The organism is Serratia sp. PAMC26656, from assembly GCF_016469055.2.
Classification (GTDB): Bacteria; Pseudomonadota; Gammaproteobacteria; order Enterobacterales; family Enterobacteriaceae; genus Serratia; species Serratia plymuthica.
Map to the genome: position 1 here is coordinate 4,008,932 of NZ_CP150486.1, position 22,327 is coordinate 4,031,258.

General features: G+C 57.2%; 21 protein-coding genes. 11 read left to right on the forward strand and 10 right to left on the reverse strand.

Annotated elements, in window-relative coordinates; genetic code table 11:
- The first annotated feature begins 11 nt into the window (after positions 1–11).
- On the forward strand, positions 12–971 hold the full coding sequence (locus tag JEM67_RS19895; RefSeq protein WP_013813996.1) for a LysR family transcriptional regulator: 960 nt from the start codon (positions 12–14) through the stop codon (positions 969–971).
- Here JEM67_RS19895 and eutC read toward each other — a convergent pair.
- Together eutC and JEM67_RS19905 are read right to left on the reverse strand one after the other, a co-directional pair.
- Positions 950–1,741, reverse strand: a complete 792-nt coding sequence (gene eutC, locus JEM67_RS19900) for an ethanolamine ammonia-lyase subunit EutC (RefSeq protein WP_013813997.1) — start codon at positions 1,739–1,741, stop codon at positions 950–952. The genes JEM67_RS19895 and eutC overlap by 22 nt on opposite strands.
- Entirely contained in the window at positions 1,741–3,123 is a 1,383-nt protein-coding gene (locus tag JEM67_RS19905) for an ethanolamine ammonia-lyase subunit EutB (RefSeq protein WP_199636129.1), read from the reverse strand. The genes eutC and JEM67_RS19905 overlap by 1 nt, the downstream gene beginning before the upstream one ends.
- Before the next feature lie 214 nt (positions 3,124–3,337).
- Here JEM67_RS19905 and JEM67_RS19910 point away from each other — a divergent pair, with 214 nt between their 5' ends.
- Both JEM67_RS19910 and JEM67_RS19915 read left to right on the forward strand, forming a co-directional pair.
- A complete protein-coding gene (locus JEM67_RS19910; protein ID WP_199636128.1) occupies positions 3,338–3,886 on the forward strand; it encodes a nucleotidyltransferase family protein in 549 nt (182 codons plus the stop codon).
- Between the two features lie 59 nt (positions 3,887–3,945).
- Positions 3,946–4,422: a FlxA-like family protein gene (locus JEM67_RS19915; protein WP_013814000.1), complete on the forward strand. Its 477-nt coding sequence runs from the start codon at positions 3,946–3,948 to the stop codon at positions 4,420–4,422.
- A 1-nt stretch (position 4,423) separates the two neighbouring features.
- Here the strand turns inward: JEM67_RS19915 and JEM67_RS19920 are convergent, their stop codons facing one another.
- On the reverse strand, positions 4,424–5,344 hold the full coding sequence (locus JEM67_RS19920) for a LysR family transcriptional regulator (protein WP_199636127.1): 921 nt from the start codon (positions 5,342–5,344) through the stop codon (positions 4,424–4,426).
- 94 nt (positions 5,345–5,438) lie between these two features.
- Between JEM67_RS19920 and JEM67_RS19925 the strand changes: the two genes are divergently transcribed.
- Positions 5,439–6,431 carry a bile acid:sodium symporter family protein gene (locus JEM67_RS19925; RefSeq protein WP_199636126.1) on the forward strand — a complete coding sequence of 331 codons (993 nt, stop codon included), beginning with the start codon at positions 5,439–5,441 and terminating at the stop codon, positions 6,429–6,431.
- Between the two features lie 29 nt (positions 6,432–6,460).
- On the opposite strand, the gene JEM67_RS19930 is transcribed toward JEM67_RS19925, so the two are convergent.
- The 3 genes from JEM67_RS19930 to zipA all read right to left on the reverse strand — a co-directional run bounded on the left by JEM67_RS19930 (position 6,461) and on the right by zipA (position 9,774).
- Positions 6,461–6,676, reverse strand: a complete 216-nt coding sequence (locus tag JEM67_RS19930; RefSeq protein WP_199636125.1) for a DUF3820 family protein — start codon at positions 6,674–6,676, stop codon at positions 6,461–6,463.
- Positions 6,676–8,697, reverse strand: a complete 2,022-nt coding sequence (gene ligA / locus JEM67_RS19935; RefSeq protein WP_199636124.1) for an NAD-dependent DNA ligase LigA — start codon at positions 8,695–8,697, stop codon at positions 6,676–6,678. Before ligA ends, JEM67_RS19930 begins: the two co-directional genes overlap by 1 nt.
- A gap of 78 nt (positions 8,698–8,775) precedes the next feature.
- Positions 8,776–9,774 (reverse strand): cell division protein ZipA, encoded by a 999-nt coding sequence (gene zipA / locus JEM67_RS19940; RefSeq protein ID WP_199636123.1) that lies wholly within the window; start codon positions 9,772–9,774, stop codon positions 8,776–8,778.
- 221 nt (positions 9,775–9,995) lie between these two features.
- Between zipA and cysZ the strand changes: the two genes are divergently transcribed.
- The 5 genes from cysZ (at position 9,996) to crr (ending at position 14,897) form a co-directional block, all read left to right on the forward strand.
- Positions 9,996–10,757 carry a sulfate transporter CysZ gene (gene cysZ, locus JEM67_RS19945; protein WP_199636122.1) on the forward strand — a complete coding sequence of 254 codons (762 nt, stop codon included), beginning with the start codon at positions 9,996–9,998 and terminating at the stop codon, positions 10,755–10,757.
- Positions 10,758–10,940: 183 nt separating this feature from the next.
- Positions 10,941–11,909: a cysteine synthase A gene (cysK, locus tag JEM67_RS19950; RefSeq protein WP_004947678.1), complete on the forward strand. Its 969-nt coding sequence runs from the start codon at positions 10,941–10,943 to the stop codon at positions 11,907–11,909.
- Between the two features lie 397 nt (positions 11,910–12,306).
- On the forward strand, positions 12,307–12,564 hold the full coding sequence (gene ptsH / locus JEM67_RS19955; RefSeq protein ID WP_004947679.1) for a phosphocarrier protein Hpr: 258 nt from the start codon (positions 12,307–12,309) through the stop codon (positions 12,562–12,564).
- 46 nt (positions 12,565–12,610) lie between these two features.
- Positions 12,611–14,338, forward strand: coding sequence for a phosphoenolpyruvate-protein phosphotransferase PtsI (gene ptsI, locus JEM67_RS19960; protein ID WP_013814006.1), 1,728 nt, complete (start codon positions 12,611–12,613; stop codon positions 14,336–14,338).
- A gap of 49 nt (positions 14,339–14,387) precedes the next feature.
- Positions 14,388–14,897 (forward strand): PTS glucose transporter subunit IIA, encoded by a 510-nt coding sequence (gene crr / locus JEM67_RS19965; RefSeq protein WP_004947686.1) that lies wholly within the window; start codon positions 14,388–14,390, stop codon positions 14,895–14,897.
- Between the two features lie 67 nt (positions 14,898–14,964).
- Here crr and JEM67_RS19970 read toward each other — a convergent pair whose 3' ends face one another.
- From JEM67_RS19970 to JEM67_RS19980, 3 genes are all read right to left on the reverse strand, one after another.
- Complete coding sequence (locus JEM67_RS19970) at positions 14,965–15,870, reverse strand: sulfotransferase domain-containing protein (protein WP_013814007.1); 906 nt, start codon at positions 15,868–15,870, stop codon at positions 14,965–14,967.
- A 160-nt stretch (positions 15,871–16,030) separates the two neighbouring features.
- Positions 16,031–17,347: an ATP-binding protein gene (locus tag JEM67_RS19975; RefSeq protein ID WP_199636121.1), complete on the reverse strand. Its 1,317-nt coding sequence runs from the start codon at positions 17,345–17,347 to the stop codon at positions 16,031–16,033.
- A 5-nt stretch (positions 17,348–17,352) separates the two neighbouring features.
- Entirely contained in the window at positions 17,353–18,033 is a 681-nt protein-coding gene (locus JEM67_RS19980) for a response regulator transcription factor (protein ID WP_013814009.1), read from the reverse strand.
- Positions 18,034–18,208: 175 nt separating this feature from the next.
- Here JEM67_RS19980 and JEM67_RS19985 point away from each other — a divergent pair, with 175 nt between their 5' ends.
- Both JEM67_RS19985 and JEM67_RS19990 read left to right on the forward strand, forming a co-directional pair.
- Entirely contained in the window at positions 18,209–19,408 is a 1,200-nt protein-coding gene (locus JEM67_RS19985; RefSeq protein ID WP_199636120.1) for an efflux RND transporter periplasmic adaptor subunit, read from the forward strand.
- 3 nt (positions 19,409–19,411) lie between these two features.
- Positions 19,412–21,361 (forward strand): MacB family efflux pump subunit, encoded by a 1,950-nt coding sequence (locus JEM67_RS19990; RefSeq protein ID WP_199636119.1) that lies wholly within the window; start codon positions 19,412–19,414, stop codon positions 21,359–21,361.
- A 3-nt stretch (positions 21,362–21,364) separates the two neighbouring features.
- Here JEM67_RS19990 and cysM read toward each other — a convergent pair whose 3' ends face one another.
- Positions 21,365–22,246, reverse strand: coding sequence for a cysteine synthase CysM (cysM, locus tag JEM67_RS19995; protein ID WP_006317176.1), 882 nt, complete (start codon positions 22,244–22,246; stop codon positions 21,365–21,367).
- Positions 22,247–22,327: the final 81 nt, after the last annotated feature.

Below are 22,327 nucleotides of genomic sequence, written 5' to 3' on the forward strand. Positions count from 1 at the left end.
GAGTAACCGCAATGCGGTGGGCAGAGAACCCGGTATTCATAAGAAACGCTTTTGCATATAATGCAAAGATGAATGACGCCCGCTATGTTGAACATCTGCCGATATTTCTCGAAGTGGCCCTGTTGGGCAGCTTCTCCGCTGCCGCCCGTAAACTGGGTATGGTGCCCTCTTCGCTGGTTCGCCACATCGACGCGCTGGAAAGCGCCCTGGGCGCCACGCTGTTTATCCGCTCGACGCGCGGCCTGATGCTGACGGATGCCGGGGAAATGCTGAAGGCGCGGGCGGCGGCGCTGCTGTCGGACATCACCGATATCCGCGCAGAACTGGCCTCGCTAAGTGATGTGCCGCAGGGAACGTTGCGCATCAGTTGCCTGCCGACCTTTGGCAAGACCTACATCCTGCCGCTGTTGCCGACGCTGGCTGAACGCTACCCGCAGCTGTTTGTTGACCTGGATCTGACCGAACGCCAGACCGATCCGACGCAGGAATTGCTGGACGCAGCCATCCGCATCGGCGAACAGAAAGACAGTGGGCTGTACGCCAGCCGAATAGCCACTCAGCGCTGGGTCATGTGTGCCAGCCCCGACTATATCGCCCGCTATGGCTGCCCAGAGGACCTGAACGCGCTACCGGAACATCGGCTGATTGCCCGTTATAACAAACAGCAACCGGCCTGCTGGACGCAAATCCTCAGCGGTCAGCTACTGAACCGTTGCAGTATGGTACTGCGCTGCAACGACTTTACCGCCCAGCGCCAGGCGGCGCTGCTTGGACTGGGGATCACCTTTTTACCCAACTGGGTGGTTGGCCCGGATATCCAGGCCGGCCGCTTGCAACCCGTGCTGGAGGATCCGCGCCAGGAACAACAGGGCATCTACCTGCTGCGGCCGGTGGCCAAGATCTCCGCCCGGTTAAACGCATTCACCACCCTGCTGCAGCAAAGTATCGGTCAGCCCCCCAGTTGGGAATGAAGCGGCGAGACCCGGCCATACAACGCCGGGTTATCGCTTTCATCTTTCAGTTCAATCCCGGTCAGACCCCGCTGGAACGCCTGTTCCAGCAGCCACGCCAGCTTGAACGCCGCCTGCGGGTAATCCAGCCCTTCCGGGCGAACGTTGGAGATACAGTTACGCTCCGACTCGCGCCGCCGGGTGTTCGGCCCCCAGGTAAGGTAAATTCCCAGGCTGTCCGGCGAGGACAGACCCGGCCGCTCGCCAATCAATATCGCCACCGCTTTTGCCCGCAGACACTCGCCGATATCATCCCCCAACGCCACTCGCGACTGATGCGCCAGCACCACGGGCGCTACGGAGAGCCCCAACAGATCGAGATAAGGCCGCAGCGCCTGCAACAAGGGTAACGCCTGACGGTGCACCGCCTTGGAGGACAGACCGTCCGCCACCACCAGCAGCAAATCGGCCGCCTTGTCCGGCAGGCCCAGCAGCAGACTGCGGCTGTCCGCCGCCAACCGCCGCCCCAGATCCGGCCGGCTCAGGTAGGCGGTGCGGTCAGCGGCCTGACTGTGCACCGTCAGCGTCTGCCAGCCACTTTCCTGCAATGCTCCGGCCAGCGTATCGCTGTCGAACGGCTGATGTACCGCATCGCGCGCCTGCGCATGCGCCAGGCCGAATTTAAGCAGCTCGCCGGTGGGCAGGCTGGCGCCGGTGCGCCCCAACGCGATACGCGCATCGGTAAAGGCGCGCAGCGCATCCCAGCTGTTGACGTGAACCGGTTTATTCATCAACTCTCTCCCTGCAACGCCAGCAACAACGGATGGTTGGAGGCCGTATCGCGCAGCCGCCCCAGTTCGTCGGTGATATGCATTTTCACCAACCAGTCGGCAAACTCCGGTGCATGTTTGAGCCCCAGCAGTTCGCGGATATACAACGCGTCGTGGAAAGAAGTGCTCTGATAATTGAGCATGATGTCGTCCGCTCCCGGCACGCCAATCAAAAAGGTTAATCCGGCGGTGGCCAACAGCGTCAGCAACGTGTCCATGTCATCCTGATCCGCCTCCGCATGATTGGTGTAGCACACGTCGCACCCCAGCGGCAGACCGAGCAGCTTGCCGCAGAAGTGATCCTCCAGCCCGGCGCGAATAATCTGTTTACCGTCATACAGATATTCCGGGCCGATAAACCCGACCACGGTATTGATCAACAACGGAGAGAAATGGCGCGCCACCGCATAGGCACGCGCCTCGCAGGTTTGCTGATCAACGCCGTGATGCGCATTGGCCGACAGGCAACTGCCCTGCCCGGTTTCGAAATACATCACGTTATTGCCCAGCGTACCGCGATTGAGACTCAGCGCCGCCTGCTGCGCCTCCGCCAGCAGCGCCAGATTAATGCCGAAGCCGGTGTTGGCGGCCTCTGTGCCGGCGATCGACTGGAACACCAAATCCACCGGCGCGCCGCGTTCCATCAGCCGCAGCGTGTTGGTGACGTGCGTCAGCACGCAAGACTGTGTGGGAATGGCGAAACGCTGGATCACGTCATCCAGCATGTAATTGAGCTTTTCCAGCAGCGGCAGGCTGTCGCTGGCCGGGTTGATGCCGACCACCGCGTCGCCGCTGCCGTACAACAGGCCGTCGAGCATGCTGGCGGCGATGCCCTGCAGGCTGTCGGTCGGATGATTAGGCTGCAACCGCACGCTGATGCGGCCTGGCAAGCCGAGAGTATTGCGAAATCGCGTCACCACCCGGCACTTCTTCGCCACCAGGATCAGATCCTGATTGCGCATAAGCTTGCTCACCGCCGCCGCCATTTCAGGTGTAATCCCGGCGGCGACCTGCGCCAGCATTGCGCTGTCCGCCTGCTCGCTCAGTAACCAATCGCGGAAATCCCCCACCGTCAGGTGGGAGATCGGCGCGAAGGCCACGGCATCATGGCTGTCGATAATCAGCCGCGTGACCTCGTCCTCTTCGTAAGGCACCAGCAACTGCTGCAAAAACGTTTTCAGCGGTACCTCCGCCAGCGCAATGCGCGCCGCCATGCGTTCCTCCGCGCTCTCCGCCGCCACCTCCGCCAGATAGTCGCCGGAACGGGCCGGTGACGCCTTTGCCATCAGTTGGCGTAAATCATTGAAACGGTAGCTGCGCCGGCTAAGCGTTGCCTGATACATAGCGCTCCCCTGTTCTGCCCGGAATGATCACCGGAAGTTGCAAACCCTGTACCAAGTGTAGTCAGTCGACAGATGAATTTATTTTTTACCGGAAATCATGCGGTTAATGCCGTTTACCGCCAGGCTTCGGGCAGCCTGAGCCTGCACTAAAATCATGCATTGCATTCCGCCGGCGAGCGCTTCGGGTTACAGTAGCTGCAACAAAGGAGAGGTAATGAACCGGCAGCAGCAAATTATCCAGTGGTTACAGCAAGATAACGAAAGAATGGCGGTATTGCGCACCGTACGGCGGCTCGGCCTGAATGACTGGTGCCTGGGTGCCGGATTTGTACGCAATCTGGTGTGGGACCGGCTCCACGGTTATGCCTCCCCGACACCGCTCAACGACATCGACGTGATTCATTTTGATCCGCAACGGGCGGAAGCGGAGCGCGATCGGATGCTGGAGGCGCGGCTGCAACAGTGGTTGCCTCAGCCGTGGTCGGTGAAAAATCAGGCTCGCATGCACCTGCGCAGCGGGCGGACGCCCTACCTCAACAGCGAGGATGCCATCAGCTTTTGGACCGAGTTTGAAACGGCGGTTGGCGTGCGTCTGAACGCCGATGACAACATCCAACTGGTGGCGCCTTTCGGCCTCGAGCGACTGTTCGACGACACCATTACCTTCAATGCCAAAAACGGCGATATCCACACATTCAACCAACGGGTGGCCGACAAAGGCTGGCTGCAGCGCTGGCCGCGGCTGCGGCAAGTTCGCGGGTAAAGTTTTACCCGCCGCTGCCGATACCTTGAGCAGAAACATCAAGACTCAGGGAGAGCATCATGTCCACCAGCATTACCATGATCGTGCCGGTAAAAAACACCGTGCCCGGCGTCAGCAACGTCTTCAGCGCCCCCGGCAAACAGGGCCAGGTGCTGATGGCCAAGCCTGTCAACCAGCAGCCCGAAGGCGGTAAACCCAAAGAAACCGAAGGCGCCGGCAGCGGTGAACAGGTCAATATCTCCGACAGCAGCGCCTCGGCACGGATCAAGGCGCTGAATAAACAGATCCAGGATTTGCAACAAAAACTGGTGGATCTCAAAGACTCGGGCGGCGATGCCCAACAGATCGAAAAACAGAAACAGCTGATCCAGGCGCAGATCAAAATGCTGCAGGCCGAAATCGAACGTATTCAGAAAGAAGAAATGGAAAAGCAACAGCAGGAACAGATGGCGAAAGCCGCCTCCGGCAGCGCCCCGGTCAAAGGCGATGGCGTCAATCGCCCCACCGCGCTGAATGCCGTGGACGTGTATATCTGATTCAATAATCCACCTGTTGACGGCGTTGCTGTTGCAGCAACGCCGCCTGCTGCCCAACGACCTGCCAAATCACCTCCGCAGCCGGCGTCAACGAGCGGTTTTTGCGCCGCACCAGCATCAGCGCACGATTAATTTCCGGCACCAGCCGACACACTTTCAATTGCCCGCCTTCCGGTAACGGTAACGCCAGCGCCGGGAAAATGCTGATGCCGATACCCGCCGCCACCATGGGAAACAGCGTCGCCGGGTGACCGATTTCCTGCACAACCGGCGCTTCCACTCCCTGCTGACGCAGAGCGCTGTCAATCAGTGGCCGACTGCCGGAAGCATAATCCTGCAACACCAAACGGCTGCCGTTCAATGCCGACCAGTGCACCTCGGGCAGTGCGGCGAACGGGTGATCGCGGCGGCACAACAGCAGGAAGGGTTCATGCAGAATCGGTTCGCAGTCCAGATCCACCGCCTGGATCGGATCCACCACGATGCCAAAATCCACCTCGGCGTTACGAATGCTGTGCAGCACCTGCTGTTGCGCCTGGTCACGCAGCATGATGCGAATATCCGGATACTGCTGCTCCCCGGCGGCGATGCATTGCGGCATCAGGTGGGCGGAGATAGTCTGGCTGGAAGCCACGCGCACCGTACCGCTGCGCTGCACGCCAAAGCTGCGTGCATCCAGCAACGAGGTTTGCAATTCATCCAGCAGCCGTTCAACGCGATTGGCCAACCGCTGCCCGGCGTCGGTCAGCACCACTTCGCGCGTGGTACGGTCCAGCAGGCGCACGCCAATCTCCGCTTCCAGTTCTTTCACGCTGTGGCTGACCGCCGACTGGGTCAGGCCAATGGCCTCACCGGCCCGGCTGAAGCTGCGGTGCCGGGCAATGGCGACAAACACTCTGAGCTGCTTGATGGAATAATTCATGTATTTTTTTCATAAATAAATTAAATAAATCAATTTAATTATTATATCCCGCAGCACCACAATAAGCGCATCATTTTTATTCGAGTACGCCACCATGAGATTCCTGCCCGACCGCTTTACCCTGACGCTGCTCGCCACCGTATTGCTGGCGTCGTTCCTGCCTGCGCGGGGCGAATTTGTCGGCTGGCTAAACGTGCTGACCATCGCCGCCATCGCCCTGCTGTTCTTTATGCACGGCGCCAAGCTGTCGCGCGAAGCCATTCTGGCCGGCAGCAACAACTGGCGGCTGCATCTGTGGGTGATGTTCAGCACCTTTATCATTTTTCCGGCGCTCGGCGTGCTGTTTAAATGGTGGTCGCCGATCGACGTCAGCCCCGAGCTGTATTCCGGCTTTATCTACCTGTGTATTCTGCCCGCCACCGTGCAATCGGCCATCGCCTTTACTTCGCTGGCGGGGGGCAACGTCGCCGCCGCCGTGTGCAGCGCGTCGGCCTCTAGCCTGCTGGGGATCTTCGTCTCACCGCTGTTGGTCGGGCTGCTGATGAACGTCCACGGTGAAACCGGCAGCCTGCAACAGGTCGGCTCGATTGTGCTGCAACTGTTGGTGCCGTTCGTTGCCGGCCATTTGTCACGGCCGCTGATCGGCAAGTGGATCGAACGCAACCGCAAGCTTATCGGTAAAACCGACCAGACATCGATTCTGCTGGTGGTCTACGCCGCGTTCAGCGAGGCGGTCACGCACGGTATCTGGCATCAGGTGGGCATGGGTTCGCTGGTGTTTATCGTGGCGGGCAGCATCGTCCTGCTGACGATCGTGCTGGTGGTGAACACTTACATGGCGCGCTGGATGGGCTTTAGCAAAGCCGACGAAATCACCATCGTGTTCTGCGGCTCTAAGAAAAGCCTGGCGAACGGCATCCCGATGGCCAATATCCTGTTCCCGGCTTCAACCGTGGGGATTATGGTTTTGCCGCTGATGGTGTTCCATCAGGTGCAATTAATGACCTGTGCAGTGTTGGCGAGACGTTATCAGAAGAAACAGCAGGAAAAACAAAGGGCGCTTAACGCAGAGATATCGCGCGGATAAACAAAACGGGCTTTCGCCCGTCTGCCCGTTCAACCCTTTTTTAACGGCTTGACCAGGTGGTCAAGCCCTTCGATTTTAATCGCCAGCGTCATTTCCATCAGCATGCCGAGTTTACCGTTGGGGAACTCGCCTTTGCGGGCGAACCACAGCAGATACTCTTCAGGCAGGTCAATCAGCGCCCGCCCTTGGTACTTGCCAAACGGCATCAGCGTATTGGCGATCTCGATCAGGTTCTCTTTTTCCATCAGACACCCAGCAGGCGGATCATTTCCGCTTCGTCGATCACTGCAATGCCCAATTCCTGCGCCTTCACCAGCTTGGAGCCGGCCGCTTCGCCGGCAATCACCAAATCAGTCTTTTTCGAGACGCTGCCGCTGACCTTGGCGCCCAGTGCCGTCAGACGATCTTTAGCCTCATCGCGTGAAAGTTGGCTCAACGAACCGGTCAACACCACGGTTTTACCGGCAAACGGGCTGTCGATCTCTTCCGCCGCTACCACCACCACTTCCGGCCAGTTGATGCCAATCTCGGCGCCAATCAGTTCGTCGATCACCTTCTGGTTAAGCTCTTCGTCGAGGAAATGACGCACATGCTTCGCCACCACCTCACCGACGTCCGGGACTTGTTTCAACGCGTCGATATCGGCGTCGTACAGCTTTTGCAGTTCGCCGAAGTGCGCCGCCAGGTTAGCCGCCGTGGCCTCGCCCACTTCGCGGATGCCGAGCGCATACAGGAAACGGGCAAAGGTGGTCCGCTTGGATTTCTCCAGCGCGTTGACCAGGTTCTGCGCCGACTTCGGCCCCATGCGATCCAACCCGGTCAGAATACCGGCGGACAAGCGGAATAAATCGGCCGGATTCTTCACATATTCTTTTTCTACCAGTTGCTCGATGATCTTGTCGCCCATGCCGTCGACGTCCATCGCGCGCCGGGAAACGAAGTGCTTCAGCGCTTCTTTACGCTGCGCGGCGCAAATCAGCCCACCGGTGCAACGCGTTACCGCCTCGCCTTCAACCCGCTCCACATCGGAACCACAGACCGGGCAATGCAGTGGGAACACGATTTCACGTGCGTCCTGCGGGCGGCGATCCTCAATCACCCCGACCACCTTCGGGATCACGTCACCGGCACGGCGCACGATCACCGTATCGCCGATACGCAGGCCCAAACGTTCGATCTCGTCGGCATTGTGCAGCGTGGCGTTGCTGACGATCACGCCGGCAACCTGCACCGGTTCCAGTCTCGCCACCGGCGTTATCGCCCCGGTACGCCCAACCTGGAATTCCACTTCGCGCACCACGGTAATTTGTTCCTGCGCCGGGAACTTGAATGCCGTCGCCCAACGTGGCGCCCGCGCCACAAAGCCAAGCGTTTCCTGCAGATCGATATCATCAATTTTGACCACCACGCCGTCGATATCGAACCCGAGCTGCGCGCGGTCCTGCTCCACCTGGCGGTAGAAAGCCAATACTTCGTCGCTGCCGGTGCAGCATTTGGCGCGATCGCTGACCGGTAAGCCCCAGTTTTTAAACTGCATCAGGCGCTGCCAGTGACTGCGCGGCAGCTCGCCGCCTTCCAGCAAGCCAACGCCATAGCAGAAAAAGGTCAGTGGGCGTTTGGCGGTAATACGCGGATCGAGCTGACGGATAGAACCGGCGGCGGCGTTGCGCGGGTTGGCAAATATCTTGCCGTCCTTGCGACGCGCCTCATCGTTCATCTGTTCAAAGCCGGCCTGCGGCATAAACACTTCGCCGCGCACTTCCAGCCGACGCGGGATATTGTCGCCGCTCAGACGCAGCGGAATGGCGCGGATGGTACGCACGTTGGAGGTAATGTTCTCGCCGGTGGTGCCATCGCCGCGCGTGGCTGCACGCACCAGTTCGCCGTCTTCGTACAGCAGGCTGACCGCCAGACCGTCCAGCTTCAGCTCACAACAGAAAGTGAGCGGATCGCTGCTCTTCAGGCGATCCTGCACGCGTTTGTAGAACGCCAGAAAGCTTTCTTCGTCGAATACGTTATCCAGCGACAGCATCGGCACTTCATGCCGCACCTGATCGAACGCCGCCAGCGGAGCAGCGCCCACGCGCTGGGTCGGCGAATCGGCGGTGATCAGCTCCGGGTGCGCGTTTTCCAGTTCACGCAACTCATGCATCAGACGATCATATTCCGCATCCGGTACTTCCGGCGCATCAAGCACATGATATTGGTATTCGTGATGGCGCAGTGAGGTTCGTAGTTGATTGATTTTTTGGATTATCGATTCCATGGCTCACCATCAAAGATAAAAAACCCCCGGCAAGCGGGGGCTTTGTTGTTACGGATGTTCAGTGCGCGTCGCTACCGATCAGGCGTTGCTTTCCAACACTTCACGGATGCGCGCTTTGTAGGTTTCCAGCTTCTGCGGGGTCATCATGCGGCGCTCATCGTCCAGCACCACACCGCCCACGTCGTCGGCGATCCGCTGTGCCGACTGCAGCATCAGCTTGAAGTTCTGATTAGCGTCGCCATAAGACGGCACCATCATGAACATCGACACGCCCGGCGTGGAGAAATCGGACATCATGTCAGGATCAAAAGATCCCGGCTTGACCATATTCGCCAGGCTGAACAGCACAGGACCACTGCCTGCCGGGCTGATATGGCGATGGAAAATCCCCATTGCGCCAAACTGGAAGCCCGCTTGCAGCACGCTCTGCAGCAGAACTTCGCCGCCGATCACGCCACCCTGATGTGCGGTAACGTGCAGCACCAGTACGGTTTCTTTCAGTTTTGCCGGTTTAATGGCTGCAGGAGCAGGCTGAGGTTCCACCGCCGCGGGTTTCACTTCCGGCTGCGGCTGATGCGCAGGTTCGGCGCGGAACGCCGGCTCTGCTGCAGTCGCCACAGGCGGCAGATCGTCAACGCGCGGTTCACGGCGCAGCGCAGGCTGCTGCGGCTCGTCGTCGTCTGCATCCCGCGCGTAGTTGTCCAGCAGGATGTCATCATAATCCGGCCGCTGAGACAGCGGTGGCGGAGACTGATGAGCAGCCGGTTGAACGGCACGTGGCGTTGACTCGGCCGCCGGAGCAGGCTTCGGCGCAACCACGGGTTCTTCGCGTGCGGCATCAAAATGACCAAACGACGGCTCATCGTGCGGGTTGACGGCGCGTACACGCACCTCTCCCACGCCTTCATCGAGATCATCGATCGGGGATTGTTCACGTTCTTTTTTAGAACGCTTGGCTGGGCGATCGCGGAAAAGCGATGAGCGTTCTTTGCGACTGGTCCACAGACCGTGCAATAACAACGCTATTATGGCGATCGCGCCAACAACGATTAATATCAGACGCAAATCCTGCATCATTGCTATCTCTGTTGTTCCAATACATTGCCACCGCGGCAAACATTCACTCTTTAACTCTATTTGCCCGAGCACACAAGTGCAAGTCCGTGCTGAACTTTATGCCAATAAAGATGATTATACTGCCTTTTTTTGCTGTTTTTTCAGCCAATGACACCCTAGCCAGTAGAAAATCATCCCGATATGATAGCGATGCCTGTTCAGACAACGAGATAACTTAAGATATGTCCTATACGCAGTCACCTTCTCACTCCACCAGCGGCTTTCATTATTTTGCCGAAGGTTGGCGCCTGATTTCGCGCCCGGGGATTAAACGCTATGTCGTCCTGCCGTTGCTGGTCAACGTGCTGCTGATGGGTTCCGCTTTCTGGTGGCTGTTCACCCAGTTGGGCGATTGGATCCCCAGCATGATGAGCCACGTGCCCAACTGGCTGCAGTGGCTGAGCTATCTGTTGTGGCCGCTGACGGTCATTTCCGTCCTGCTGGTATTCAGCTATTTGTTCAGCACGCTCACCAACCTGATTGCCGCGCCGTTCTGCGGCCTGCTGGCCGAACATCTGGAGGGCAGCCTGACCGGCAAGCCGCTGCCGGACACCGGCATCTTCGGCATTGTGAAGGACCTGCCGCGCATCATGGCACGTGAATGGCGCAAACTGGCGTACTACCTGCCACGTGCTCTGCTGTTGCTGATACTCTATTTCATTCCGGGGATTGGCCAAACGGTGGCGCCGGTGCTGTGGTTTATGTTCAGCGCCTGGATGCTGGCGATCCAGTATTGCGACTACCCGTTCGATAACCATAAGGTGAGCTTTGCCGATATGCGTCGTGCGCTGCGTCAGCATAAAACCGACAACCTGCAGTTTGGCGCGATGGTCAGCCTGTTCACCATGATCCCCATCCTTAATCTGGTGATCCTGCCGGTCGCGGTTTGCGGCGCCACCGCCATGTGGGTCGACCGCTATCGTACACAATTCGTTCGTTACTGAGCCGTTTCATTCCCCGCATTACGATTAATTCTTCGACAGGGCGCGCAATTTGCGCCCTTATCGTTGTGCTTAAAACTTATTTCCTAATAACATATCGATATACCAATTCTTTACTTCCCTGCCGGTACTGTTAGCGTATGCTTTCGATGTTCCCCACATTTTCATAGAGTTAAAGGACGGGCTATGAGCAAGATATACGAAGACAACTCATTAACGATCGGCCATACGCCGCTGGTTCGTCTGAACCGTATCGGCAACGGACGCATTCTGGCCAAGGTTGAATCACGCAACCCAAGCTTCAGCGTTAAATGCCGCATCGGTGCCAATATGATTTGGGACGCAGAAAAACGCGGCATCCTAGTCGCCGGCAAAGAACTGGTAGAACCGACCAGCGGCAACACCGGCATCGCTCTGGCCTTCGTCGCCGCCGCACGCGGCTACAAACTGACGCTGACCATGCCGGAAACCATGAGCATCGAGCGTCGCAAACTGCTTAAAGCGCTGGGGGCCAACCTGGTGTTGACCGAAGGCGCAAAAGGCATGAAAGGCGCCATCGCCAAGGCGGAAGAAATTGTCGCTACCGATCCGGAGCGTTACCTCATTCTGCAGCAGTTCAGCAACCCGGCTAACCCAGCCATTCATGAGAAAACCACCGGCCCGGAAATCTGGGAAGACACCGATGGCGAGGTCGACGTTTTCATCTCAGGCGTCGGCACCGGCGGTACGCTGACCGGCGTCAGCCGCTATATCAAGAACACCAAGGGCAAAGCAATTACCACCGTGGCGGTAGAGCCTACCGATTCCCCGGTGATCACACAGGCGTTGGCCGGTGAAGAAATCAAACCGGGCCCGCACAAGATTCAAGGCATCGGCGCCGGCTTTATCCCCGGTAACCTGGATCTCGATCTCGTTGACCGCGTAGAACAAATCACCAACGACGAAGCCATCAGCATGGCGCGCCGTCTGATGGACGAAGAAGGCATTCTGGCGGGCATTTCCTCTGGTGCGGCCGTGGCGGCGGCGGTGAAAATCGCTGAAGAAGCCGACTTCGCCGACAAAACCATCGTTGTGATTCTGCCGTCCTCCGGTGAACGCTACCTGAGCACTGCATTGTTTGCCGATTTGTTCACCGAGCAAGAATTGCAACAGTAGTGCCAGCTGTGCACAAATAGCTAAAAAAGCACCTTTCGGGGTGCTTTTTTGTGGACTGGATCAAAGTTTATAGCAGTTGAAGATTGATTTTACCCGCCAGCTTTAGTATTTAACGGTGCATTATTTCGATGCACAAAATTAATCACCCTCCGTCCCATGTTTTAAGCTGAATCGATTTACTCGTTTGTCGCAGCTGCGTTAAACACGGCATAATGGAGAGCTGATTGAAACGACGGCAGAAGCCAATTTTTTTTGATCTGAAGGGCCAAATTCGTCGTTTTCTGTTGCATCAATACTCGCCCCTGTACCATAGTCAGGCGCTAACCAGACAAGCTAAAGTAATACCCTTGGGCTAAACTTTAGCTCCACAACACACCAATAAGTTGGGGAAACATCAATGTTCCAGCAAGAAGTTACTATTACCGCTCCGAATGGTCTGCACACTCGCCCTGCCGCTCAGTTCGTTAAAGAAGCCAAAGGCTTCACGTCTGACATCACCGTGACTTCCAACGGTAAAAGCGCCAGCGCCAAGAGCCTGTTCAAACTGCAAACTCTGGGGCTGACTCAAGGGACCGTAGTGACCATCTCTGCTGAAGGTGAAGACGACCAGAAAGCCGTTGAGCACTTGGTAAAACTGATGGCAGAGCTTGAGTAATCGGCCCGTCTTTTTAGTTAAAACCAGTCAAGAGTAAGGTAGGGTTATGATTTCAGGCATTTTAGTATCACCGGGTATCGCTTTTGGTAAGGCTCTCCTACTGAAAGAAGATGAAATTGTCATCAACCGGAAGAAAATCTCTGCAGACCATGTAGAGCAGGAAGTCTCGCGTTTTCTGGCTGGCCGCGCGAAAGCGTCCGAACAGCTGGAAGCGATCAAGACCAAAGCTGGCGAAACCTTCGGCGAAGAAAAAGAAGCCATCTTCGAAGGCCACATCATGCTGCTGGAAGACGAAGAGCTTGAGCAGGAAATCATAGCCCTTATCAAAGACGATCTGGCTTCTGCCGATGCGGCAGCCTACACCATCATCGAAGGCCAGGCGAAAGCGCTGGAAGAGCTGGACGATGAATACCTGAAAGAACGTGCGGCCGACGTACGCGACATCGGTAAACGCCTGCTGCAGAACATTCTGGGCCTGGCTATCGTCGATTTGAGCGCCATCCAGGACGAAGTGATCCTGGTTGCAACCGATTTGACCCCGTCCGAGACCGCGCAGTTGAACCTGGACAAAGTGCTGGGCTTCATCACCGATCTCGGCGGCCGTACCTCGCACACCTCTATCATGGCTCGCTCCCTGGAACTGCCGGCAATCGTAGGCACCAGCGACGTAACCAAGCAGGTGAAGAACGACGACTACCTGATTCTGGACGCGGTTAACAATAAAATTTACGTTAACCCAACTGCTGACGTTATCGATCAGCTGAAAGCCGCACAGATCCAGTACGTTACCGAGAAAAACGATCTGGCCAAGCTGAAAGATCTGCCGGCGATTACGCTGGACGGTCATCAGGTTGAAGTCTGCGCCAACATCGGCACCGTCCGCGACGTCGCGGGTGCAGAGCGCAACGGCGCTGAAGGTGTCGGCCTGTATCGTACCGAATTCCTGTTCATGGACCGCGACTCGCTGCCAACCGAAGACGAGCAGTTCCAGGCCTATAAAGCCGTTGCGGAAGCCGTAGGCGCACAAGCCGTGATCGTCCGCACCATGGACATCGGCGGCGACAAAGACCTGCCGTACATGAACCTGCCGAAAGAAGAGAACCCGTTCCTCGGCTGGCGCGCCATTCGTATCGCCATGGATCGCAGAGAAATCCTGCACGCCCAGCTGCGCGCCATTTTGCGCGCCTCCGCGTTCGGCAAGCTGCGCATCATGTTCCCGATGATCATTTCCGTGGAAGAAGTGCGCGATCTGAAAGGCGAACTCGAAACGCTGAAAGCGCAGCTGCGTGAAGAAGGCAAGGCGTTCGACGAAACAATTGAAGTGGGCGTAATGGTGGAAACACCGGCTGCGGCGGTGATTGCTCACCATCTGGCGAAAGAAGTCGACTTCTTTAGTATTGGGACAAACGATCTAACCCAGTATACTCTGGCGGTAGATCGCGGCAATGAGCTGATTTCTCATCTCTATAACCCGATGTCCCCATCAGTGCTTGGCCTGATCAAACAGGTCATTGATGCATCTCACGCAGAAGGCAAGTGGACCGGCATGTGCGGTGAACTGGCTGGCGATGAGCGTGCTACACTGTTGTTATTGGGCATGGGGCTGGATGAGTTCAGCATGAGTGCGATTTCAATCCCGCGCATCAAGAAAATTATTCGTAATACGAATTTCGAAGATGTGAAGGCGTTGGCAGCGCAAGCCTTGGCACAGCCAACGGCGCAAGACCTGATGAATTGCGTGAATAAATTCATCGAAGAAAAAACGCTCTGCTAAACTTCCACGACACTGGAACGCCGCCCAATTTAATGCTTAGGAGAAGATCATGGGTTTGTTCGATAAACTGAAATCTCTGGTTTCTGATGACAAGAAAGACACGGGCACTATCGAGATCGTAGCTCCACTTTCTGGCGAAATCGTTAACATCGAAGATGTACCTGACGTAGTTTTCGCTGAAAAAATCGTTGGCGACGGTATTGCCATCAAACCGACAGGCAACAAAATGGTTGCCCCGGTTGACGGTACTATCGGTAAAATTTTCGAAACCAACCATGCTTTCTCTATCGAATCCGACAGCGGCATCGAGCTGTTTGTCCACTTCGGTATCGACACCGTTGAACTGAAAGGCGAAGGCTTCAAACGCATCGCTGAAGAAGGCCAGCGCGTCAAGAAAGGCGACGTGGTTATCGAGTTCAACCTGGCACTGCTGGAAGAGAAAGCCAAGTCTATCCTGACGCCGGTTGTTATCTCCAACATGGACGAGATCAAAGAACTGATCAAACTGTCCGGTACCGTAATCGTTGGTGAAACCCCGATCATCCGCATCAAGAAGTAATTGCGAATGTGAAAGATAAACGGCGCCCAGTGCGCCGTTTTTTTTATGTCATTCTTGCCGCGAAAAATCACTCCTCGCGGGCTTGCCAACCACCATTGATCAACCAATGCGCGCAGGCTTCACCAAGCTCATGATTCGCTTTCGCCTCATAGTCGGCGCATTCCTGTGCGGACAGCACCTCTGCCCAACGCTTATTTACACCTTTGTTGAAAAATGTATTGCCGCCGCCCTGCCACAAACTCCCGTTCATTGGTGCAACCTTTTCCCCATTCTGTTTCATCCAGTCAAACGAGCAATGCAGTACAATGTCATGCCAATGCGTGTCTTGAATAGGGATCTCTAAAAACCTGGCGATTCGTCTGATGGTACCGGGCGTATCTTGCTTAATATCGTTAAAATGCAACAACAGTAAATTGGGCAGATGACGAATCGACCACCAACTTTTGATGTTCTGCCAAAATGCCTCACCCTCCAGGTTTAACCACTGCTGCCAGTATTGTTTAACGTCCGCAGCCGCTTGTGGCGGAGCCTTGGCGATCTGCCCTTCGGCATTATCGAGCCCTTGACGAAATTGTTCGCTAAGGTTTAATTCCACATTATGCCGACTCCAGGCGCAATCGCGCCCGTCACGAGCGACATAGATATATTTGGCCTTCGGCGAATACACCAATGCATCGACCGGAAGATGCGTTTTTATGATCCTCCGATGTTGCTGTTGCGCATATAACTCAAGCAGGATTTGTCGACCTGGAAGACGAAAATCCAACCAAGGTGAAATATCGGCAATAGCTACGTTCTCATCACCATTAAACACCAGTTGGGCCACAATTTGTTGTGTCAACGTCGTACCCGCTTTAGGTGATGAAGCGATAATGATGTCGTCACCACGAAAAACAAACTCATTCCAAATGCTCGAGTCAGAAAGGTAGCACTGCTGTTCGCGCTGTTTTACTGGCCAAATCGTTGGGTTCATGTTGTCTCCGCTAAGCTGTGATCACATCAACTCATAACGACATCATTATCACGCTAAGTTAAACCAAAAAAACACCATATTCCAAGTTTTTATATCGCATTAACCAATCATAGCAAAGTATAATTCCAAATCAACATAATCACCCACAATCTGCATGGCTTTACTCCCAGCGCGGGATCCGGAGGGTAATGATTAACCCCTCTTGCTCACCGTTGCGCGCATCAACCTGGCCGCCGTGCGCCAGCACCACCTTGCGGGTGATCGCCAGCCCCAGCCCATAGCCCTTGCCCGACATCGCCGATTTCACCCGAACGAACGGATCAAAAATACTGGAAAGCTTTGCCTCTTCCACCCCAGGCCCCTGATCGCTGACCTCGATCTGAAACAGTTGGTCGATACGCGTCAGCACCACAGTTACCCGCTGCCCGTGGCTGGAGAAACGCAATGCGTTACGCACGATGTTGTCCACCGCACGCCGCATCAGTTCGGCATTGCCTTTGACGGTGTACTCCACGTCAGAACTGGCCTGCAACACGATCTCTACCCCCGGGATCTGCGCTTCGTAGCGTGCGTCGTTGACCACCGCATCCACCAACCCGTAAAGATCGAAATACTCCTCGTCCGGCAGGTTGTTGCTCTCGGCGCGCGACAGCGCAAGCAACTCGCCAATCATCTTGTCCAACCGCCCCGCTTCGTGCTCTATACGCTGCAACGAGTTCTCTACGTTGCCGTCATTCTGCCGCGCCAACCCGATGGCTAACTGCAGCCGGGCAAGCGGTGAGCGCAGTTCGTGCGAAACATCGTGCAGTAACTGCTCACGAGCGCTGACCAGCAGTTCCAGCCTTTCGGCCATGGTGTCGAAATCGCGCGCCACTTCAGAAATTTCATCGTGCCGCCGGCGCATCGCCGGGAACAGACGCACAGACAAATCCCCCTGCGCCACGCGATCAAAACCAGCGCTCAGTTTGCGCATCGGCCGGGTCAGGTTCCAGGCCAGCACGGCGCTGAACAACAGCCCGCCCACTCCGCCAACCCACAGCATCGGCGCGGGAATGTTGAAGAAATGCGAACGCTTATTGGGGCGGTATTGTTCGCGCAGGGTGCGCACGTCATAATTCAACAGGTAGCCGCTGTTGTCTCCGGTTTGCACCCATGCCGTGATATTTTCCGGCATGCGACGAACCTCGAAAGGCCCCTCCACCGTCGCAGGCGGATGCGCCATCGGGGTTACCGACAAAAAGCGCCGGTCATCGTCCGACCAGTCTTGCATCATGGCTTCCAGGGCGGGCTCGCCGCCGCTGCGCAGCAAAGTGCCGGCCGTTGCCAACTGCAAATTGATAAGCCGCCGGGTCATGGCATTTTCCGGGGGTTCATAGCGATCGCCATACAGGGAAAAAGCGACCCACAACGCCTGGGTCATGATGATAAACGTGAGCCAGAAGCCCAGCAGAATTTTCCAGAATAGTCTTCCGCGCATGGGCATTACCTGATGCGGTAGCCGATGCTGCGCACCGTCTCAATACTGAGCACGTTGTCCGTCAGCGCGCCCAGCTTCTGGCGGATGTTACTGATATGAACGTCAACGCTGCGGTCATAGGCTTCACGTGGGCGCCCCAATCCTTTTTCCGACAGCTCGTCCTTGGACACCACACGCTCCGGCGCGCGCAACAACAGTTCCAGCAGGTTGAACTCCGAAGCGGTCAGATCAAACGCCTTGCCGCGCCATTCGCTGCTGCGGGTAGAGGGGTTAAGCGTCAATTCACCGAAGCTGATGGCAATCTCGTCATCCACTTCTTCCGGACGCTCGTCGAAACGGCGCAACACTGCGCGCAAGCGCGCCACCAGTTCACGCGGATAGCACGGCTTGGGCATATAGTCATCGGCGCCCATCTCCAGGCCGATAACACGATCGATATTGTCGCCTTTGGCCGTCAACATGATGATCGGCATACGGCTTTTTTTACGCACGTCGCGCAGCACATCAATACCACTCATATCCGGCAGCATGATGTCGAGGATCATCGCGGTATACTCACCCGATAGCGCGCCTTCCACCCCCGCCTTGCCGGTCAGCACCAACGTGGCGTTAAACCCTTCGCCGGTCAGGTATTCGCTCAGCATGGTGCCGAGCTCCAGGTCGTCATCGACCAATAATATTTTCATGCCTTGCTCCTTCGCGGATTTTCGTCATTTTTACGCCTATTTGCCTGCTTCGCAGCCGGTTTTACTCAATCCTTACACATTCCTGAACGCCACTTAACCGCAGCCTGGCCGACGGCGCGCTAAATTAGTGCAAATAGATTTTTGCCGCGCTTTTATGCCAGGGAACCTCTTCGTCATGCCATCGTTTCAACGCTCAAAACGCTATCTGTTGCCCACTGTCATTGTGGCTGCTATCGCCTTATTTCTCTACTTCAGAGCGCAAGGCACCGCCGAAACGCCCCGTTATATCACTGCGGTAGCGCAAACGCGCGATCTGGAACAAACCGTGCTGGCCGATGGCACCATTGAAGCGCAAAAACAGGTCAGCGTCGGCGCGCAGGTCTCCGGCCAGATAAAGGCCCTGCGCGTGGCGTTGGGCGATAAGGTGCATAAAGGGCAACTGGTGGCCGAGATCGACGATTTAACCCAGCAGAACTCGCTGAGGGACGCAGAAGCGGCATTGAAGAACGTACAGGCGCAGCGCGCCTCAAAACTGGCGGCGCTGCGCAACAATCAGCTCGCCTATCAGCGCCAACAGACCCTAGTGGCGCGCGGCGTCGGCGTGCAGGCGGATTTTGACAGCACCAGAGCCACGCTGGATGCCACCCGCGCCGACATCAACGCACTGGACGCGCAGATCGTGCAAGCGCAGATCGCGGTGAATACTGCGCAGGTCAACCTCGGCTATACCAAAATCACCTCCCCGATCGACGGCACCATCGTCGCGCTGCCGGTTGAAGAAGGCCAGACGGTGAATGCGGTGCAAAGCGCCCCGACCCTCGTCAAAGTCGCCCGGCTGGACACCATGACCATCGAAGCGCAGATTTCCGAGGCCGACGTGGTGAAGGTGAAAACCGGCATGTCGGTCTATTTCACCATTCTCGGCGAACCGGGCAAACGCTACCGCGCCACGCTGCGAGCGATAGAGCCCGCACCCGACTCGATCAATGATGAGACCACCACGTCGAGCTCCAGCAACACCAGTTCCAGCAGTTCTTCCACCTCCAGCACCGCGATTTACTATAACGGCCTGTTCGACGTGGCAAACCCCGACGGCGCGCTGCGCATTTCCATGACCGCGCAGGTGTATATCGTGCTGGCCAAGGCGAAAGGTGCGGTGGTGATCCCCGCCACCGCGTTACAGGGCGACTGGGTGCAGGTGGTGGACGAACAAGGCAATATCGCCCGCCGCCCGGTGAAGGTCGGCATCAATAACAACGTCGACGCGCAGATCATCAGCGGCGTGCTGGCCGGCGAAAAAGTGATTGTCAGCCAGGTCAGCGCGGCGACGCAAAGCGACACGCGGCGCATGGGCCCGCCGCCGATGGGGATGTGACTGATGAACCCACCTCCTCTGTTGCAACTGCGCAACATCAGCCGCCATTTTCAGGCCGGCGAACAACGCGTGACGGTGCTGAACAATATCAATCTCACCATCGGCCAGGGTGAAATGGTGGCGATCGTCGGCGCTTCCGGCTCCGGTAAATCGACGCTGATGAACCTTCTTGGTTGCCTGGATCGCCCCAGCGAAGGGGATTACCAGGTTGCCGAACGCAGCACCGGGCGGTTGGATCGCGACAGCCTGGCCGAACTGCGCCGCGAGCATTTCGGTTTTATCTTCCAGCGCTATCACCTGCTGGCGGAACTCACCGCGCAAGACAACGTCGAGGTGCCGGCGGTCTACGCCGGGCGTCAGCGCGCCGCACGCCGCCAGCGTGCCGCAGATCTGTTGCAGCGGCTTGGGCTGGCGGACCGTCTGAACTACCGGCCCAGCCAGCTCTCCGGCGGCCAGCAGCAACGCGTCAGCATCGCGCGCGCGCTGATGAACGGCGGTGAAGTGATCCTGGCGGACGAACCGACAGGCGCGCTGGACAGCCACAGCGGACAAGAAGTGCTGAGCATTCTGAAAGACCTGCACGCACGCGGCCATACGGTGGTGATCGTCACCCATGACATGCAGATCGCCGAACATGCCCAGCGCATCATTGAGCTGCGCGACGGCGAAGTTGTCGCCGATCGGCAAAAAACCGCCCAGACCAACGCGCTGCTGCCGAAGGTGCCGGAAAGTCCCGGCAGCCGCTGGCAATCGCAGCGCGACCGCTTTTACGAAGCCTTCAAAATGGCGGTGTTGGCGATGACGTCACAGCGTCTGCGTACTCTATTGACCATGCTCGGCATTATCATCGGCATCGCTTCGGTGGTGTCGGTGGTGGCGCTGGGCAAAGGTTCGCAGCAGCAGGTGCTGGCGAACATCAATGCCATGGGCACCAGCACGCTGGAAATCTACCCGGGCAAGGATTTCGGCGATATGCGCTCTGCGGCGATCCAGACGCTGCGCGCCACCGACGCCGACGCGCTGGCGCAACAAGGATACGTCCACAGCGTGACGCCGACGCTGTCCAGCAGCACCACTTTTCGCTATGGCAATCAGTCGGTCAGCGGTACGGTCAATGGCGTAGGCGAGCAATATTTTCTGGTGCGCGGCTACAGCATCGACAGCGGTATGGCGTTCAACCGCCACAGCGTCGACAACCTGATGCAGGAAGCGGTGATCGACGAGAATACCCGCAATAAGCTGTTCCCCAACGGGGCCAATCCGCTCGGCGAAGTGATCCTGCTCGGTTCGCTGCCGTGCCGGATTATCGGCGTAGCCGCCAAAAAGCAGAGCGGCTTCGGCAGCGATGAAAACCTGAACGTCTGGATCCCCTACACCACCGTCATGAAACGCATGCTGGGCCAAAGTTACCTGAAGAGCATCACCGTGCGGGTCAACGACGATATCGACCTCGGCAGCGCCGAAGACGGCGTAACCCGTTTGCTGAGCCAGCGCCACGGCACCAAGGATTTCTTCGTCATGAACACCGACAGCATCCGCCAAACCATTGAGAAAACCACAGCCACCCTGACGCTGTTGGTGTCGATGATCGCGTTGATCTCGCTGGTGGTGGGCGGTATTGGGGTGATGAATATCATGCTGGTGTCGGTCACCGAGCGCACACGCGAAATCGGCGTGCGCATGGCAGTAGGCGCTCGCACCGGGGATATCATGCAACAGTTTTTAATCGAGGCGGTGCTGGTGTGCTTGCTGGGCGGCGCTTTGGGGGTGCTGCTGTCACTGGGGATCGGCGTGCTGTTCAGCCAATTCAGCAGTAACTTCACCATGATCTATTCCGGGGCCTCGATCGTCGCCGCATTTGTCTGTTCGACGCTGATCGGGGTGATTTTCGGCTTTTTCCCGGCGAAACATGCCGCCGGGATGGATCCGATACATGCGTTGGAAAGGGAATAGCCTTCAGTCAAAAACGCCGGTGGAGAGATAACGATCGCCGCGATCGCAGATAATCGCCACAATCACGCTGCCTGGGTTCGCCGCAGCAATGCGTAATGCGCCGGCTACCGCGCCACCGGAGCTGACGCCGCAGAAAATGCCTTCGCGCTGAGCCAACTGGCGCATGGTCTGCTCGGCGTCGGTTTGCTGGATATCCAGAACCTGATCCACCAGCTCCGGGCGGAATATGCCCGGCAGATAGGCCGGTGACCAACGGCGGATGCCGGGAATGCTGCTGCCTTCCGCCGGCTGCAGGCCAATGATTTGCACCTGCGGGTTTTGGCTCTTGAGGTAACCGCCCACGCCGGTAATGGTGCCGGTGGTGCCCATGCTGGAGACGAAGTGTGTAATGCGCTGGTGGGTCTGTTGCCAGATTTCCGGGCCGGTGGTGGTGAAGTGGGCGTAAGGGTTATCCAGATTATTGAATTGATCCAGCACTTTGCCCTGCCCTTCACGCTGCATTTCCAGCGCCAGATCGCGCGCGCCTTCCATCCCCAGTTCACGGCTGACCAGAATCAGCTCTGCACCATAGGCGCGCATCGCCGCCTGGCGTTCCTGGCTCATGTTTTCCGGCATCAGCAGCTTAAGGGAATAGCCTTTCAGCGCCGCGATCATGGCCAGCGCAATGCCGGTGTTACCGCTGGTGGCTTCGATCAGCTTGTCGCCGGGTTTTATTTCACCGCGCAGTTCCGCCTGTTGGATCATCGCCAGCGCGGCGCGATCCTTTACCGAGCCCGCCGGGTTGTTGCCTTCCAGTTTGAGCCAGACCTCGCTGCCCAGTCCTGCGGCCAGACGTTGTACTTTTACCAGCGGGGTATTGCCGATGCATTGTTCGAGCGTTGTCACGATCTTTGCCTGTCTGTTGGAGTGCGGAATGTAAAAAGGCAACCCTGGGGTTGCCTTTAAAATAATATTGGCCGCTAAAAA

Bases quoted from the DNA above. Each gene is read 5' to 3' on its own strand.
- JEM67_RS19975 (WP_199636121.1), bottom strand. From the start codon at position 17,347: ATGCGCGGAAGACTATTCTGGAAAATTCTGCTGGGCTTCTGGCTCACG.
- JEM67_RS19990 (WP_199636119.1), top strand. From the start codon at position 19,412: ATGAACCCACCTCCTCTGTTGCAACTGCGCAACATCAGCCGCCATTTT.
- cysK (WP_004947678.1), top strand. From the start codon at position 10,941: ATGAGCAAGATATACGAAGACAACTCATTAACGATCGGCCATACGCCG.
- JEM67_RS19905 (WP_199636129.1), bottom strand. From the start codon at position 3,123: ATGTATCAGGCAACGCTTAGCCGGCGCAGCTACCGTTTCAATGATTTA.
- JEM67_RS19895 (WP_013813996.1), top strand. From the start codon at position 12: ATGCGGTGGGCAGAGAACCCGGTATTCATAAGAAACGCTTTTGCATAT.
- ptsI (WP_013814006.1), top strand. From the start codon at position 12,611: ATGATTTCAGGCATTTTAGTATCACCGGGTATCGCTTTTGGTAAGGCT.
- JEM67_RS19910 (WP_199636128.1), top strand. From the start codon at position 3,338: ATGAACCGGCAGCAGCAAATTATCCAGTGGTTACAGCAAGATAACGAA.
- JEM67_RS19925 (WP_199636126.1), top strand. From the start codon at position 5,439: ATGAGATTCCTGCCCGACCGCTTTACCCTGACGCTGCTCGCCACCGTA.
- crr (WP_004947686.1), top strand. From the start codon at position 14,388: ATGGGTTTGTTCGATAAACTGAAATCTCTGGTTTCTGATGACAAGAAA.
- JEM67_RS19970 (WP_013814007.1), bottom strand. From the start codon at position 15,870: ATGAACCCAACGATTTGGCCAGTAAAACAGCGCGAACAGCAGTGCTAC.
- JEM67_RS19985 (WP_199636120.1), top strand. From the start codon at position 18,209: ATGCCATCGTTTCAACGCTCAAAACGCTATCTGTTGCCCACTGTCATT.
- cysZ (WP_199636122.1), top strand. From the start codon at position 9,996: ATGTCCTATACGCAGTCACCTTCTCACTCCACCAGCGGCTTTCATTAT.
- eutC (WP_013813997.1), bottom strand. From the start codon at position 1,741: ATGAATAAACCGGTTCACGTCAACAGCTGGGATGCGCTGCGCGCCTTT.
- zipA (WP_199636123.1), bottom strand. From the start codon at position 9,774: ATGATGCAGGATTTGCGTCTGATATTAATCGTTGTTGGCGCGATCGCC.
- ptsH (WP_004947679.1), top strand. From the start codon at position 12,307: ATGTTCCAGCAAGAAGTTACTATTACCGCTCCGAATGGTCTGCACACT.
- JEM67_RS19980 (WP_013814009.1), bottom strand. From the start codon at position 18,033: ATGAAAATATTATTGGTCGATGACGACCTGGAGCTCGGCACCATGCTG.
- JEM67_RS19930 (WP_199636125.1), bottom strand. From the start codon at position 6,676: ATGGAAAAAGAGAACCTGATCGAGATCGCCAATACGCTGATGCCGTTT.
- JEM67_RS19920 (WP_199636127.1), bottom strand. From the start codon at position 5,344: ATGAATTATTCCATCAAGCAGCTCAGAGTGTTTGTCGCCATTGCCCGG.
- ligA (WP_199636124.1), bottom strand. From the start codon at position 8,697: ATGGAATCGATAATCCAAAAAATCAATCAACTACGAACCTCACTGCGC.
- JEM67_RS19915 (WP_013814000.1), top strand. From the start codon at position 3,946: ATGTCCACCAGCATTACCATGATCGTGCCGGTAAAAAACACCGTGCCC.